The following is a 15,167-nucleotide window of genomic DNA, read 5'->3' on the forward strand; positions in this document are numbered from 1 at the left end:
CGATCGTCGCCGATCCCGGTGGTCCGCGCCAAGATCGATCCGATCCCGTACGTTCCGGCAGGATGGAGACCCTTCGCGAGCGCCTCGAGAACGTCCCGCAGGTCGGCCGGGTGACGTGGATCGGCGTCCGGCCCGAGCACGGCGCGCCGATCGAGGTGCTCGAGCGCGCGGGGGTGCTCGCGGATCGCGGGCTCGAGCGGGATCGGGTGTCGCGCCGCCAGGGCGGCAAGCGCCAGGTCACGCTGATCCAGGCCGAGCACCTCGACGTGATCGCGCGGCTGCTCGGCCGCGAGGGCGCGATCGATCCCGCGCTGCTGCGCCGCAACGTCGTGGTCGCCGGGGTCAACCTGATCGCGCTTCGGCGCATGCGGTTCGCGATCGGCGGCGCCGTGATCCTCGAGGGCACCGGCACGTGCGAGCCCTGCGCGAAGATGGACGCGGCGCTCGGCGAGGGCGCGTTCCACGCGATGCGCGGCCACGGCGGGATCACGGCGCGCGTGATCGAGGGCGGCGAGATCGCGATCGGCGATCCGGTGCGCGCGCTCTCGTACGTGGGATGATCGCGCGATGCGAAGGCTCTTCCTCGCGTCGCTCTCGCTCGACGGGCTCCCGGAATTCCTCGGAGGTGCGCGCGGCCGGCGCGCCGCCTGGGTGCCCACCGCGGCCGATCCGCTCGAGGATCGCGAGCGAGTCCGCGCGCTCTTCGCGGGCATGCTCGAGTCGATCGGGCTCTCGCTGCTCCCGGTCGAGCTCGATCGCGACGCCGACCCGACCATCGCGGTGCGGCTCGCGGCGAGCGATCTCGTGATCGTGACCGGCGGCGATCCGTTCCATCTGCTCGCGAGGGCGCGCGCGAGCGGCTTCGATCGTGCGCTGCAGACGCGCGCCGATCTGCCGTACGTCGGCGTGAGCGCGGGCGCGATCCTCGTCGGGCCGAGCCTCGAGCCCCACGTGCTGACGAGCCCGTTCGCGCCCGCGAAGGGTCAGCCGCTCGAGGGGCTCGGCCTCACCGAGCACGTCGTGCTGCCGCACCACGATCGCGAGGAGCGCGCGCTCCTGCACGACGTCGCGAAGCAGAAGCACGGCGCCCGATGGACGCTGACCCCGCTGCGCGACGACGAGGCGCTGATCGTCGACGGCGACGGTCGGTCGCACATCGTCACGAGCCGGTGAGCCGCGCGACGAGCGCCTCCGGCTGCGCCAGCGCGATCAGGTGCCCGGCGTCGATCTCGATCGGCGCGATCCCGAGCCGCTCCTTCGCGAGCCGTCGCACGAATTCGATCGGGAACAGGCGATCGCGCGTGCCCGCGATCACCTGGGTCTCGACCTCCGGCCACGACGCGAGCGGCCACGGATCCTCGAACGGACGGGACGACTGCGCGTGCGGGCGCGACGCCGACCCGGCGACGACCGCCTGCGGCACGTCGTGGAGGAACATCACGAGCGGATCGAAGGGCGCATCGGGATCGCGCCCTTCGGCGATCGCCATCGCGCGCTCGGCGTCGGTCTGTCCCGATCGCGACCACCACGCGTGCCCGGTCTCGCCCGGCTCGGGGATCATCGGCGCCACCAGCACCAAGCGCTCGCACGTCCGCCGCGCGCACACGATCGGCGCCGTCAGCGCGCCCATCGACTGACCGACGATCACGAGCTCGCGCCGGTCCCCGATCGCGCGCTCGATCACGTCGGCGTACGCATCGAGCCCCGCGGAGTCGTCGCTCGCCGGCAGATCCGGCGCGATCACGTCGTGCCCGCGAGCGCGCAGGAGCGGCACCACGCGATGCCAGTACCAGGAGTCCCCGGTCGCGCCCGGGATCAGCACGTAGGTCGCCATGCGAGAAGAGACGCTCCCGACGGCAGGATCTCATCGGTCCGCCTGGCGACAAGCCTGCCCTCCGAACCGCAGCGTCCCGATCTCGCACGCGGCCTCGCAGATCCCCGGGCAGAACGACGTGTCGCCGTCGACCAGGCCGCACACGTCGGGCGGCGACTCCGGCTCGCAGCGCACGCACTGGATGTCGTTCGCGACCAGGCTCGCGACCCCGCACAGCGCGCTGTCCGCGATGCGGCTGCGCAGCTCGATCGTCGTGCCGCCGAACGCGCACTGCGCGTAGTACCCCCACTCGCCCTCGAGATCGCCGCGGAACGCGCTGAGGTCGGCCTCGACCTCGTCGAGCACCACGCGCCCTTCGCACGCCGCGATGCGCGACGCGGCCAGGTGCACGCGGCTGAGCAGCGCATCGCCGCACCGAGCGAGCTCGCTCCGCAGCCAGTCGCCGCCACCCGCGGCGAGCTCGTCGATCGCGAGCGTCGCGTCGACGAAGTCCGCCCCGATCAGCTCGGCGCGTGTGGCGCGGACGACGCCGTCCGAGATCGCACCGCGCTCCAGCGCGAGGTGCGCGACGTCGATCCGCGCGACATCGAGCTTCGCCTCGCGCAGCCGCAGCACGCCGTGCGGCGACGTGATCGCCACGTCGCGGTGCTCGCCGCCCTCGACGTGCACCTCGAGCGCCTCGATGCGAGCACGCTCGAGCTCGGCGCCCGCCGTCGCGATCACGACCGCTCCCTCGCCGACGATCGTCGCGTCGACCACCCGCGACACCTCGAGCCGCACCTCGACCGGGCGCGATCTTCCGTGCACCACGACGTGTGCGTCCTCGAGCGACGCTCCTTCGAGCGCGATCACGAGCGGCGCCTCGCCCGGCGCGACCTCGATCGTGAGCTCGGTGCACGCGACGCTCGCTGCGTCGATCCGGGTGTCCTCGCTCACGTCGAACGTCGTCGGAGCGAGCCCGTCGCGACATCGCGGCGCGGGATCCGCCGCTTCGGTGACGTGCCCCGCGATCAGCTCGTCGAGCATCGCGCACTCGACGAGGCGCACGCACGGCGGGACGTCCGTCGGCCCGCCCGGCGGAACGCGCGACGACACCCACGGCTCGATCGCGTCGCACCCCGCGAGCACGAGCACCACGAGCGGCACGAGGCGCCTCATCGCGCGCCCTCCTCGGTGGGCGTCTGCTCGAGCTCGAGCCGGATCGTCACCCGGCGATCGGGCGCGAGGGTCGCGACGTCGTCGCTCCCGCCCTGCACCAGCGGGCGCGTCGTGCCCTCGCCGCGCAGCACCATGCGCGCGCGATCGACGCCGTGCGCGACGAGCCACTGCGCGACGACCTCGGCGCGACGCATCGAGAGCGGCAGGTTGACCTCGGGCGTGCCGGTCGTGTCGGCGTGGCCCTGGAGCACGATGCGAGCGCTCGGGTCGGCGGCGATCACGCGCTCGAGCACGTCGTGCATCGTGACCTCGCCCGCCGCGGTCAGCGCCGACTCGCCGTGCTCGAACAGCACCGGCGGCACGAGCATGACGACGTGGAGCGAGCGCGTGGGGATCGCGCGCTCGAGCAGCGCGTCGAGATCCTCGCTCGGCGGCGGCGGCGGCGGTGGCGACGGCGACGGCGGCGGCGGCGGTCGCACCCGCACGCGTCGCGGCGGGGGCGGAGCGGGAGGCGGCGGCGGCTCGGGCGCGCGCACCATCGGTCGCCACCAGAGGCCGAGCCCGGCGCTCAGGAAGAGCGCGTCGTCGCTCTGGTCGACCCCGTCGTTCTGCATCACGTGCAGGAGCGACACCTCGGCGGACACCGCGAGCTCGTCGTCGAGGTGCAGCGCCGCGCCGAGCGCGAGCGACGCGGCGGGACGGATCAGCGTCCCGGTGAACGCGACGCCGAGCCCGATCACCGCGAACGGCGAGACGTCGTCGATGCGCGGCGCGATGCGCGCGGCGAGCAGCGCGTCGATCGCCCCGCCCGGCCGCTCCTCCCCCGGCCCGACGAGCGAGCCGCCGAGGCTCATCTCGCCCTCGAGCCAGTCGACGCCGTCGAAGGGCCGTCCCGCGCCCGAGATCCGCAGCGTCCCACCCCCGCCGTCGAGCGCGAGGACGTCGCGCTGATCGGCGGAGATCATCAGTCCGCCCGAGATCGATCCGCGGAGCGCCCAGCGCGCCTCCACGTCGTCGGCGAGCGCGGGTCGCGAGACGACACACGCCGAGAGCGCGAGCCCCGCGCAAAGCCATCGCACCATGCCCGCGGTCGTCGTAGCCGCCCGGAGTTTCCACCCGGTGCTCCGACCCACATCGCGTCGCGCGCCTGATACCACCGGAAACCGCCACGATTCCGACCCCTTCGAGATTCTCCGTCGGTTCCGGCACTTGTTCCGTCGTTCCCCCGACCTCCTCCACGCGTCCCACGACGTCCTCCACGCGCAGCACGACGTCCTCCACGCGCAACGCGACGTCCTCCACGCGCAACGCGACGTCCTCCACGCGCAACGCGACGTCCTCCACGCGCACGGCGACCTCTCCCGCGCCTCGCGCGACCTCTCCCGCGCCTCGCGCGACCTCTCCCGCGCCTCGCGCGACCTCTCCCGCGCCTCGCGCGACCTCTCCCGCGCCTCGCGCGACCTCGCTCGCGCATCGCGCGACCTCCTCCGCCCGACGCGCCGTCGCCCCCGCCGTCGCCGCCGCACCCGCCGTCGCCGTCGCCCCCGCCCTCGCAGCGCGCGCCGCGCGCGCGCTCAGACGTCCTTCGACGTGCACACCTTGTTGCGCCCGCCGCGCTTCGCCGCGTAGAGCGCCTTGTCGGTGATCTCGAACAGCTCCGCGCCGCTCTTCGCGTCGCGCGGGTACGTCGCGACGCCGATCGAGCACGTCACCTTGAGCTTGCCGAGCTCGGTCTGGAACACCGTCTTGCCGAGCTCCTCGCGCACCCGCTCCGCGAGCAGCACCGCGCCGTCGGTGTCGGTCTCCTCGCAGAGCACGCAGAACTCCTCGCCGCCGAAGCGCGCCACACGATCGGTCTCGCGCTTCATCTTCATGAGCAGCTGGCCGAGCGCCTTGATCACCACGTCGCCGGTCGCGTGCCCGTACGTGTCGTTCACGCTCTTGAAGTGATCGATGTCGGTCACCAGCAGCGAGAGCTTCCGCTTGAAGCGCTCGGCGCTGCGCATCTTCGCGTCGAGCTCCTCGAGGAACGCCCGCTTGTTGAGGCAGCCGGTCAGACCGTCGGTGGTCGCCATCTCCTCGAGGCGCTTCACCGCGCGCGCGTTCGAGAGCGAGATCGCGATCTGGTTCGCGAGCACCTGCAGCGTCGGACGCGTGAAGTCGGGGAACGCATCGGGCCGCTGGGCCGCGACCGCGAGCGTGCCGATCGCGTCCTCGCGCACCACGAGCGGCAGCACGAGCACGCTCTTCAGCTCGGGCAGCTTCGCCTTCGTCGTGAAGAGCGTCTGCTGCCGCGCATCGAACTCGCCGCGGTACGGCAGGTAGTGCTTGTTCTTCACGACCATCGCGGTGAGCGACGCGTTGTCGCGGAACGCCAGCCCGCTCACGGTCTCGCTGCCCTCGCCCACCGCGCGCAGCACGTGGTGCTGCTTCTTCTCGTCGTCCCAGCGCGTGATCGCCGCGAAGTCGTAGCGCGCGATGCTCGTCGCCGCGCCGAGGCCCGCCTCGATCACCTGGTCCTCGCTGAGCGCGCCGCCGAGCGCCTGCGACGCCTTGAAGAGCACCGCCTGTTCGCGCTTGCTGCGCTGCAGCTGCACGAACACGCGCTCGTTCGTCAGCGCGCGCAGCACCTGGCCGATCGCGCTCTTGAGCAGCTCTTCCTCGCGCGCGGTGAACGGCCGATCGTCGACACGATCCGCGCACAGCGCGCCGCGCAGGTGCCCGTTCTCCATCACCGGCACGCCGCAGAACGCGCGCACCAGCGCGGGCGAGCGGTAGTAGCAGAGCCCTTTGTACCCGGGCTTCACGTGCTCGAGGTTCATCGTGAGCCCGCGGCTCGCGACCGCGCCCACCGCGCCCGCGCCCGCGTCGAACGGCCCGTCGGCGACGTCGTCGCTGTCGGTCACGAGCTCGACGATGCGCAGCCGCCCATCGGGATCGCTGAAGAGCAGGATGCACGTGTGCAGCTCGAGCGAGCGCTTGAGCAGATCGAGCACGTGATAGAGCGCGTCGCGCACTTCCTCGACGCTCGAGCGGAACATGCGCTCGTCGTCGTGCTCCTCGCTGTTGCCCGCGCTCGGCGCGGCCACGAGCCGGAAGAGCCGCGCGTCCTCCTGCGCCTTCTGCTGCTCCTCCGCGCGCTCCTTCTTGCTGCGCTCGCGCACCCGCGCGATCTCGGCGCGCGTGAAGAGCAGGTTCAGCACCCCGAAGAACATCACGAAGAGCGCGTGCAGCGCGACGGTGCGCGCCGGCACGAAGGGCTCGCCGAGGATCCAGATCGCGCCCTCGAGCGCGATCGCCGCGAGCACCAGCACCGTGCCCATCGGCTTCTTCGCGAACGCCGCGAGGAACGCGACGACCACGTAGACCATCGGATAGAGCGGGCCCTCGAGCCCACCGAGCGCCTGCACCGCGGCGTGGGTGCCCGCGAGCAGCATCAGCCCGAGCTCGAGCTCGAGCAGCATCGTCTCGCGGTGCGCGCCCTCGCGCTCCTGCTGCTCGAGCTTCCACCGCGCGACGCCGCGCGTGATCGCGATCGCCGCGAACGCCGCCGCGACGACGCCGTGCTCCACGTCGAGCGCACCGCGGAACACACCGAGCAGATCGAGCGCGATCAGCGCGCCCGCGGCGACGAGCCCGAACGATGCGCGCGCGGTGCGGCGGATGGTCAGCGCGGCGTGGACCAGCGAGGACATCGGGGGTCACGGTCGGGTACCGGATCGGCACGTGCGGGGTCAAAAAACCGGGCTCGCGACGAGATGGCGCGGTGAGGGAACCGCGGTCCGCACGGGAGCAAGGGGCGCAGCGCGGGCTCGACACGGGCGCTCCGAACGAGCGCAAGGGGGCGTAGGGGCCCCGCGCAGCGCCGAACGCGGCGGCCGGGCTCGAAAGGGGCGGAGCCCCCTTGGAAAATCAGCCTCTGATAGATTCGGCGGCGGAGGCTCGATGCGCATCGGCGGTAGTTCTTCGGCGCTCTTCTCGTTCCTGTTCGTCTCTTCTTCGCTCCTCTTCGCGACCGGCTGCGACTGCGCCGGAGAAGGCCCCGGCGGCCCAGGCGACCCGTGCGAGAGCGCGAGCGACTGTCGCGGCGATCTCACCTGCCGCGACGGCACCTGTCAGCCGCGCGCCGATGGCGCCCTGCCCGACGGCTTCGTCCCCGGGGGCGACGCGGGAAGCTGCGCCGACGCGCCCGAGCGCCAGTGCCGCGGCGGCCGCGTCTGCTGCGCCGAGGGCGAGGAGTGCGTCGACGGCTTCGTGTGCGCGCCGGTCTGCGAGAACACGCGCTGCGGCGACAACAACCTCGTGTGCTGCGAGGCGGGCCAGATCTGCCTCGATGGCGTGGTGTGCGCGGCCTCGTGCGAGGCCGGTCGCGCGCTCTGCGGCGAGGCGCTCGACACGTGCTGCGACGAGGGCCAGGTCTGCGTCGAGGACGCGTGCGCGACCCCGGGCGCGACGTGCGCCGACGACTACGACTGCCTCGACGAGGGCACGTACTGCGAGCCGACGATCGGCCGCTGCCTCGCGAACCCCGCGCCGCCGCTCTGCGAGGTGCGCCCGGACTTCGAGGACGTCGAGCTCGAGGTCGAGTGGCACTGGCAGGGCGTCGACGTCGGCGGTCGCCGCTACCAGAACGTCGGCGCGACGCCGGTGGTCGGCGACGTGTCGGGCGACGGCATCCCCGACGTCGTGGTCGCGGTGTACGGCGTGCCGGTCGAGGGTGAAGGCGATCCGCTGGACGACGAGACGGTGCTCGTCGCGATCCACGGCGGCACCGGCGCGCTGCTCTGGAGCGTGGGCCCGACCGACGGCCCGCAGCCCCGCAGCGTCGCGGCGCTCGCGAACCTCGACCCCGCCGACGACGCGCTCGAGGTCGTCTACAAGCTGCGCGGCAGCGGGCTTCGCGTGCTCGACGGCGACGGCACGACCGAGCTCGCGCGCATCACGACCGGCAGCGCGGCGTCGTCGCGCAGCGGCCCGTCGATCGCCGACATGGATCACGACGGCGTGCCCGAGATCGCCGCGGGCTGTCACGTGATGAGCTTCGAGCGCATGGGCGCGGGCTGGACGCTGCGCACCCGCGGCGACGGCGGCGCGTGCGGCGAGCCCGGGCAGCAGTTCGCGAGCCCGGCGATCGCGAACCTCGACGCCGATCCGGAGCTCGAGCTCACGAGCGGCGGCGCGGCGTACGGGATCGACGGCACGCGCCTCTGGCCGGCGAGCGGCACGCCCCAGCACGGGCTCGCGGCGGTCGCGGATCTCGACGTCGACGGGGACCCCGAGGTGATCACGATCCGCAGCGGCACGATCACGGTGCGCGACGGCGCGACGGGCGCGGTGCTCGTCGGCGCGGGCGGCACGTGGCTCGGCAGCGCGGTCGCGATCCCCGGTGGCGGCAACGGCGGCGCGCCCACCGTCGCCGACTTCGACGGGGACGGGATGCCCGAGGTCGCGGCAGCGGGCCAGGGCTGTTACGCGGTCTACGATCCCGACTGCCTGCCCGACGCGACGCGCCCGCGCAGCGGCGGCGACTGCACGCGCGCCGACATGCCCGGCGACACCTGCGACGACTCGCCGAGCGCGTTCTTGCGCTGGGCGCGCCGCACCCAGGACATCTCGAGCTCGCTCACCGGCTCGAGCGTCTTCGACTTCCAGGGCGATGGCGTCGCCGAGGTCGTCTACAACGACGAGTGCTTCCTGCACGTCTACGACGGACGCGACGGGCGCGAGCTGCTCGCCACGCCGCGCCCCAACTCGTCGCGCACGATCCTCGAGTACCCGCTGGTCGTCGACGTCGATCGCGACGGCAACTCCGAGATCGTCCTCCCGGCGAACAACGACCAGGGCGATCGCGACGGCTGCCTCGCGCAGTGGGTCACCGCCCTCGGCGTGCCGAACGTCGCCGCGCTGCCGCCCGAGTTCCGGAGCGGCTCGTTCGGCATCTTCGCGTTCGGCGATCCCAACGATCGCTGGGTGCGCACGCGCCCGATCTGGAACCAGTTCGCGTACCACGTGACCAACGTCGACGATCGCGGCGCGATCCCGACGAACGAGGACGACAACTGGACGGCCCCGGGCCTCAACAACTACCGCCAGAACGTGCAGGGCGCGGGCGTGTTCAACGCGCCGAACCTCACGGTGACGCTCGACGCGGTCGCGCTCTGCGGCTCGTCGAGCATCCGCCTGAGCGCGGTGATCACGAACGCCGGCAGCCGCGGCGTCCCCGCGGGCGTGCCCGTCGAGTTCGTCGAGACCGCGCCGACCGCGCGCACGATCACGACCAGCGCGACCACGCGCCCGCTGCTCCCCGGCGCGAGCGAGCGCATCACGATCACGGTGAGCGACGTGCCGTTCGACACCGACCTCGCGTACGAAGTGCGCGTCGACGGGGTGACGGCGACCGATCCCGTCATCGAGTGCAACGAGGACGACAACGCGTCGACCGCGATGGATCGCTGCCCCGGCTTCGGGTGATCACGGAGCGCGCCGTGGGGGGCGCACGGAACGCTCCGTGCGCCCTGGCTCCCGAATGATCCGGCGTGATCATCCGGGCACATCGTCTGCAGAGAGGGCGCGCGGAGGTCGGTGTGCCCTCATCGCTTCGTTTGCTGTCGATCGTCGCTGCGCTGCTCGCTCTCCCGCTCGCCCCCGGCTGCAACGCAGGCACGAGCGGCGGCGCGGACGACGGCGGCACGTTCACGCGCTTGCCCGACGGTCGTGTGGTCTCGACGCGCGACGGCGCGCTCCCGCCCGGCACCTGCGCGATCACGCAGGTGAGCACCACGCGCGTGGTGCCGACGGTCGTCGTGGTGGTCGATCAGTCGGGCTCGATGACCGAGAACTTCGGCGGCACCGATCGCTGGAACGCGCTCCGCAACGCGCTGCTCGACGACGAAGGGCTGATCCAGGAGTTCGAGAGCAGCGTGCGCTTCGGCATCGCGCTCTACACCGGGCTCGACGACGACCCGAGCGTGCCCGTCGAGTGCCCGCACATCACGAGCGTCGCGCCGGCGATGATGAACTTCGACTCGATCCGCGACATGTACGCGGACGAGCGGCCGCTGCAGGAGACGCCCACCGGCGACGCGCTCGACGCGCTGCTCGACGATCTCCTCGCGATCCCGGATCCCGATCCCGATCCGACGATCTTCATCCTCGCGACCGACGGCGAGCCCGACACGTGCGAGCAGCCGAACCCGCAGAACGGCCAGGCCGAGGCGCTCGCGGCGGTCCGCCGCGGGTTCCGCTCGGGCATCCGCACGTACTTGCTCTCGGTGGGCCGCGAGATCTCCGAGACGCACATGCAGGACATGGCGAACGCGGGCGTCGGTCGCGAGAGCGGTGCCGACGCGCCGTACTGGGTCGCGGGCGACGACGTCGGCCTGCGCACCGCGCTGCGCTCGATCATCGCGGGCGAGGTGAGCTGCACGCTCGAGCTCGCGGGGCGCATCGATCCCGAGGAAGCGTGCTCGGGCAGCGTCGTCGAGATGACCGGCCGCGGCGAGCTCGAGTGCAACACCGACTGGCGCGCGGTGGACGAGACGCACATCGAGATCCTCGGCGACGCGTGCGAGGAGTTCCTCACGAGCCGCGGCGCGACGATCGACGCGCGGTTCCCCTGCAACGTCATCCTCATCTGATCGCTCGCAGAGCTGCGACACGCGTGCATACTCGCGCGCGTGTCGCGCTCCTTCGCCGTGCTCGTCGTCCTCGCGTCGCTCCCAGCCGTCGCCGAGGCGCAATACGATCGCACCGGCTCGCTGCGCGCCGCGAACACGACGCAGGTCGCGGTCGCGCGCGAGGAGGTCGAGCTCGACTGCACCGCCGGCGCGCCCGACGAGCTCGAGTGCGCGCTGCACGTGACGTGGACGCTCGAGAACACGAGCGAGACCGCGCAGACCCCGCAGATCGTCTTCAGCTGGCCGCACGAAGCGGAAGCGCGCCTCACCGTGGAGGGCGCGGAGATCGCGGAGCTGCCGACGATCCGCCCGCTCACCGTCGTCGTCGCGCCGGGGAGCACCACGACCGTCGAGCTGCGCGCGACGCTGACGCTCGACTGGAATTACGTCGCGGGCGAGAGCGGCGTCCAGGGACCGCTCGAGTCGCTCGACGCGCTCTACGCGCGCCATCCGCTGCTCGCGACGCCGTGGGTGCGCGTGCGTCGCGGCTTCGTGTGGGTGCGCCCCGACGATCTGCGGTTCGCGTCGATCGGCCCGACGCACGTGCGGGTGCGCGTGCCCGAGGGATGGCACCCGGGCGCCGATCTGCGCGCGACCGACGAGGCGCGCGTGCTCACGTACGAGTCGCCGCGCGAGAACGCGCCGCGCCGCATCGGCATGGAGCTCACGCGCGGCAGCCGCGGCGACTTCTTCCGGCACGGAGGCCCGTTCCTGGCGCTCGGCGGCACGATCGACGCAGGCGTGCGCGGCCGAGTGGGCTACGAGATCGGCCTCGGCGAGTTCGTGCTGGTCTCGGTCGCGGTCGACACCGACTTCGAGGAGCAGGCGATCGTCACGCCGCAGGTCGAGCTCGCGAGCTGGGGCATGGTGCTCATCCCGAGCTTGTCGTTGGGCGTCGGCGTGCCGGTGCGCGTGACGAGCACCGAGGACCATCCGTCGACCGTCGGCATCCGCATCGAGAGCAGCGCGACGTTCTTCGCAGCAGCGTTCGTCGCGACGCTCGACGTGTGGCCCGGCGAAGGCGACTTCGCGCTCTCGATCCTCGGCCGCGTGGGGCTCTGATGACGACGTGGGTCGTGCAGCACGGGCTGGTGGGGGCGGACGGCCAGCTGCCGTTCGAGTACGCGAGCCCGCTCTACGACCTCTTCACTGTCGGTCCGCAGCACGTCGACACGAACGTCGAGCGACTCCTGAGGCAGGCGGCGGGGCTGCCGAGTGACCTCGACGTCCTCGACGAGCACCAGGGCCTGCTCGACGACGACGTCGTGCTGCTCGCCAGGCAGGATCTCACCAGCCTCGCCGCGTCACTCTGGTGGATCGACGCGATGACGCAGCGGGGCAGCGACGTGCAGCGGGTGCGTCTCGCGGTGGTCCCCGTGTTCGCGCCCGCGGAGGTCGTCGTGAGCGCGGTGCGCGACGCGCAGGCGATCGCGGAGGACCTCGAGCCGCTCCGCGCGCTCCGGCGTGTCATCGCGCGCGATGACGATGCGCTGACGCTTCCGATCGCGTCCGTCACACCGGCACGGCGCCCGTGGGCCGAGCTCTGTGCGCGGATGCGCGACTTCCTGCCTGACGCGCGCGGGCTCGACCTCGTCGACGTGCGCCTGCTGGACGCGGTCGGGAGCGAGTGGACGCGCGTCGTGCCCGTCGTCAGTCGCGTGTTCGCCTCGCAGGACGATGCGAATCGCGTCGGAGATGTCGTGCTCTGGCGACGGCTTCTCGAGCTCGCCGAGCACCGTCCTGCGAAGCACCCTCGTGATCAGGACGACGACGACGAGCCGACGAAGCTGATCGAGCTCGAGCTCGAGGGCCCGATCTCGATGCGCTTCGCGCGCGTGCGCCGCACCGCGCTCGGTGATCAGGTCCTCGCGGGTCGCGACGTGCTCGAGGTCCGCGCCTACGACCGCTGGGTCGGCGGCCGGTTCCTCACCTGCGATCGCATCCTCCGCGCGCCCTCGCTCCGGCGCGCGTGATCACTCCGCGACGCTGCGCTCGCTCGCTAGCGCATCACCCGCGGCGCGCGCCCCTTCCCGCGGCACGCCGACCGCGAGCAGCGCGGGCAAGAGCACCAGCTGCGCGATCAGCGCGCCGCCGATCGCGACGAACGAGAGCTCGCCGAAGAGCCGGATCGGCTCGAACGCGCTGAAGAGCAGCGCGCCGTACCCGAGCAACAGAGTGAGCGCAGAGAGCACGACCGCGCGCCCGCTGGTCTCCATCGTGCGCAGCAGGATCTGCTCCGGCGTCCCTCCGAGCGCGTGCTGCTCACGGAACCGCGCGATCACGTGCGTCGCGCCGTCGACCGCGAGCCCGACCGTCACCGTGAACACGATCACCGTCGCGGCGTGCAGCGGGATCCCTCGCAGCACCATGTACGCGAGCGTCATGGCCAGCGGCAGCGCGTTGGGCGGGATGCTCAGCAGCCCGAGCCGCACGCTGCGGAACAAGAGCGTCATCACGAAGAAGATCACGACGACGGCCGAGCCCAGCCCGCCGAGGGCCGCGACGATGCGCTCGAGCCCGCGCGACGCGATCCACGCCTCGCCCCCGAAGCTCACACGCGCCCCGTCGATCTCGTCTGCTCGCGCGCGGAACCGCTCGAGCATCGCGAGCGTCCGCCGCGCGCCGTGATCGAGCAGCCGCACCTCGATGCGCGCGCGCCGTCCGTCGTCGGTCACGAACGCATCGAGCGGATCGACGCCGCCCGACGCGAGCAACGCACGCAGCGCGCGCACCTGCGCATCGCTGCGGAACGGCTCGGAGCGCGCGGTCTCCTCTCCGGTCACGAGCACCCACGACTCGTGCAGCCAGTCCGCGATCGTCGTCGCGCGCAGCACGCCTTCCTGATCGCGAAGCCATCGCGAGAGCGACTCGAGCTGCGCGATCCCTTCGGGCGTCGCGAAGCGCCCGTCGTCCGCGTCGAGCGCGATCGAGAGCTCGCGCACGCCGTCGAGCTCTTCTTCCATCACGCGCGTGACCTGCGCGATCTCCGATCCAACGCCGAACTGATCGAGCAGACGACTGTCGACGACGACCCCACGCGCGATCACGAGCGACACGATCATCAGCACCGACGCGACCGCGATCGTCATCCGCGGATGCCGCGCGTTCGCGCGCGCGAGGAGCACGATCGCGCGATCGAGCCCGCGCGACATGCGCCCCGCCTCGAGCGACACCTTCGCTTCTCCGGGGAACGACGGCAGCGACGCCGGGACGAACACGATCGCGACCAAGTACGACGTCATGCTCGCGATCGCCGCGATCGCGCCGAATCGCACGAGGATCGGCGTTCCTTGCACTACGAGCGCGCCGAACCCGACCGCCGTCGTGAACGACGTCACGAAGCACGGCAGCCACATGTGCCGCAGCATCCGCGACGCCGCGGTGCGCGCGTCGGGCGCGCCCTCGCGCAGCTCCTCGCGGTAGCGGATCACGAGGTGCAGCGAGTCCGCGAGCCCGATCGTCACGAGCAACGGCGGGATCACGTTCGTGAGCAGGTTGATGGGCTCTCCCGCGAGCGCCATCCCGCCCATCGTGATCGCGAGGGTGATCCCGACCGTGCCCATCGGGAGGAGCACGCCACCGCGCGTGCGCATCCCGAGCATCAACACGAGCAAGCTCCCGAGCACCGCGAGCGACACGAGCAGCACTTGATCGGTCCGCAGCGCGTCGATCATCGACACGCGCATCGCGGGCAGTCCCGCCAGCCGCGCCCGCGCGCCCGCAGGCGGCGCTTGCGCGGCGATGCGCGCGCTCGTGCTCGCGACGAGCGCCTCCGCGTCGCGCTCGCTCGCATCGGACCCGAGCACCGCGGCGATCACGGTCACGCGCCGGTCCTCACTGATCATCCGCCCGCGCAAGAGCCCGCTCGACGCGACGAGCGCCTCGATCGCGGCGCGCTCGACCTCGGTCGGCGCATCTCCCGCGACCATCGGACGGACCTCCACCGGCCCGCGTCCCCGCTCCGCGAGCGACGCGAGGCCCGCAGGAAAACGCTCGGGATCGCTGGCGACCGCGGCGGTGATCGCGTCTTCCGCGCGCACGCGCTGTGCGTCCTCGACGTCATCGAGCGCCTCGAGCGTCAGCTCGTCGTCGCGCGTCGGTCGCGGCAGCGGCGTCGTCCCGAGGCTCTCCACGCGCATCACGCCGCGCTGCGACTCGAGGAATCGCGCCATCGAGTGCGACCACGCGAGCACGTCCGGCGCGAGCACGTCGTCCGCCTCGACGAGCACCACGAGCGCCTGCTCCTGCGCGCCGAAGTCGCGCGCGATCGCGGCCGCATCACGTGCCGCATCGTCGTCGCCCGCGACGAGCTCCTCGGGCGCGAAGCGCATCTCGAGCCGCGGGATCGCGAGCGCGAAGAGCGCCGCGACAATCAACACGATCGCGCGCACCACGCCGCGGTGCCGCACGATCGCGACGATCCGCTCTCCCGTTCGCCGCGCCTCGCTCACCGATCGGCCCCGCTCGTCGCACCGTCGGCTCGCAGCGTCATCGGGTGC

The 15,167-nt window shown here is 72.5% G+C and carries 11 protein-coding genes; 6 read left to right on the plus strand and 5 right to left on the minus strand.

Going from position 1 to position 15,167, the window contains the following annotated elements; all coding sequences use genetic code 11:
- The first annotated feature begins 62 nt into the window (after positions 1-62).
- Together DB32_RS36195 and DB32_RS36200 are read left to right on the plus strand one after the other, a co-directional pair.
- Positions 63-560, plus strand: coding sequence for an MOSC domain-containing protein (locus tag DB32_RS36195; RefSeq protein ID WP_053237225.1), 498 nt, complete (start codon positions 63-65; stop codon positions 558-560).
- Positions 561-567: 7 nt separating this feature from the next.
- Positions 568-1,173 (plus strand): Type 1 glutamine amidotransferase-like domain-containing protein, encoded by a 606-nt coding sequence (locus tag DB32_RS36200; RefSeq protein WP_053237226.1) that lies wholly within the window; start codon positions 568-570, stop codon positions 1,171-1,173.
- On the opposite strand, the gene DB32_RS36205 is transcribed toward DB32_RS36200, so the two are convergent.
- From DB32_RS36205 to DB32_RS36220, 4 genes are all read right to left on the minus strand, one after another.
- Positions 1,160-1,834, minus strand: a complete 675-nt coding sequence (locus tag DB32_RS36205; protein ID WP_053237227.1) for an alpha/beta fold hydrolase — start codon at positions 1,832-1,834, stop codon at positions 1,160-1,162. The genes DB32_RS36200 and DB32_RS36205 overlap by 14 nt on opposite strands.
- Positions 1,835-1,864: 30 nt before the next feature.
- Positions 1,865-2,992, minus strand: coding sequence for a hypothetical protein (locus tag DB32_RS36210; RefSeq protein WP_053237228.1), 1,128 nt, complete (start codon positions 2,990-2,992; stop codon positions 1,865-1,867).
- Complete coding sequence (locus DB32_RS36215; RefSeq protein ID WP_053237229.1) at positions 2,989-4,074, minus strand: OmpA family protein; 1,086 nt, start codon at positions 4,072-4,074, stop codon at positions 2,989-2,991. The genes DB32_RS36210 and DB32_RS36215 overlap by 4 nt, the downstream gene beginning before the upstream one ends.
- A gap of 492 nt (positions 4,075-4,566) precedes the next feature.
- Positions 4,567-6,687, minus strand: coding sequence for a sensor domain-containing diguanylate cyclase (locus DB32_RS36220; RefSeq protein WP_053237230.1), 2,121 nt, complete (start codon positions 6,685-6,687; stop codon positions 4,567-4,569).
- A gap of 250 nt (positions 6,688-6,937) precedes the next feature.
- On the opposite strand from DB32_RS36220, the gene DB32_RS36225 reads away from it, so the two are divergent.
- The 4 genes from DB32_RS36225 (at position 6,938) to DB32_RS36240 (ending at position 12,641) form a co-directional block, all read left to right on the plus strand.
- Positions 6,938-9,463 carry an FG-GAP repeat domain-containing protein gene (locus tag DB32_RS36225; RefSeq protein WP_053237231.1) on the plus strand — a complete coding sequence of 842 codons (2,526 nt, stop codon included), beginning with the start codon at positions 6,938-6,940 and terminating at the stop codon, positions 9,461-9,463.
- Positions 9,464-9,594: 131 nt separating this feature from the next.
- A complete protein-coding gene (locus DB32_RS36230) occupies positions 9,595-10,629 on the plus strand; it encodes a VWA domain-containing protein (RefSeq protein ID WP_053237232.1) in 1,035 nt (344 codons plus the stop codon).
- A gap of 39 nt (positions 10,630-10,668) precedes the next feature.
- On the plus strand, positions 10,669-11,730 hold the full coding sequence (locus DB32_RS36235; protein WP_053237233.1) for a hypothetical protein: 1,062 nt from the start codon (positions 10,669-10,671) through the stop codon (positions 11,728-11,730).
- Positions 11,730-12,641: a hypothetical protein gene (locus DB32_RS36240; protein WP_053237234.1), complete on the plus strand. Its 912-nt coding sequence runs from the start codon at positions 11,730-11,732 to the stop codon at positions 12,639-12,641. Before DB32_RS36235 ends, DB32_RS36240 begins: the two co-directional genes overlap by 1 nt.
- Here the strand turns inward: DB32_RS36240 and DB32_RS36245 are convergent, their stop codons facing one another.
- Positions 12,642-15,119: an efflux RND transporter permease subunit gene (locus DB32_RS36245; protein WP_053237235.1), complete on the minus strand. Its 2,478-nt coding sequence runs from the start codon at positions 15,117-15,119 to the stop codon at positions 12,642-12,644. It lies immediately after the preceding gene.
- Positions 15,120-15,167: the final 48 nt, after the last annotated feature.

This window comes from Sandaracinus amylolyticus, from assembly GCF_000737325.1.
Classification (GTDB): domain Bacteria; phylum Myxococcota_A; class Polyangia; order Polyangiales; family Sandaracinaceae; genus Sandaracinus; species Sandaracinus amylolyticus.

Coding starts and splice junctions, on each gene's coding strand:
- DB32_RS36200 (WP_053237226.1), top strand. CDS start 568: ATGCGAAGGCTCTTCCTCGCGTCGCTCTCGCTCGACGGGCTCCCGGAA.
- DB32_RS36195 (WP_053237225.1), top strand. CDS start 63: ATGGAGACCCTTCGCGAGCGCCTCGAGAACGTCCCGCAGGTCGGCCGG.
- DB32_RS36205 (WP_053237227.1), bottom strand. CDS start 1,834: ATGGCGACCTACGTGCTGATCCCGGGCGCGACCGGGGACTCCTGGTAC.
- DB32_RS36220 (WP_053237230.1), bottom strand. CDS start 6,687: ATGTCCTCGCTGGTCCACGCCGCGCTGACCATCCGCCGCACCGCGCGC.
- DB32_RS36215 (WP_053237229.1), bottom strand. CDS start 4,074: ATGGTGCGATGGCTTTGCGCGGGGCTCGCGCTCTCGGCGTGTGTCGTC.
- DB32_RS36225 (WP_053237231.1), top strand. CDS start 6,938: ATGCGCATCGGCGGTAGTTCTTCGGCGCTCTTCTCGTTCCTGTTCGTC.
- DB32_RS36240 (WP_053237234.1), top strand. CDS start 11,730: ATGACGACGTGGGTCGTGCAGCACGGGCTGGTGGGGGCGGACGGCCAG.
- DB32_RS36210 (WP_053237228.1), bottom strand. CDS start 2,992: ATGAGGCGCCTCGTGCCGCTCGTGGTGCTCGTGCTCGCGGGGTGCGAC.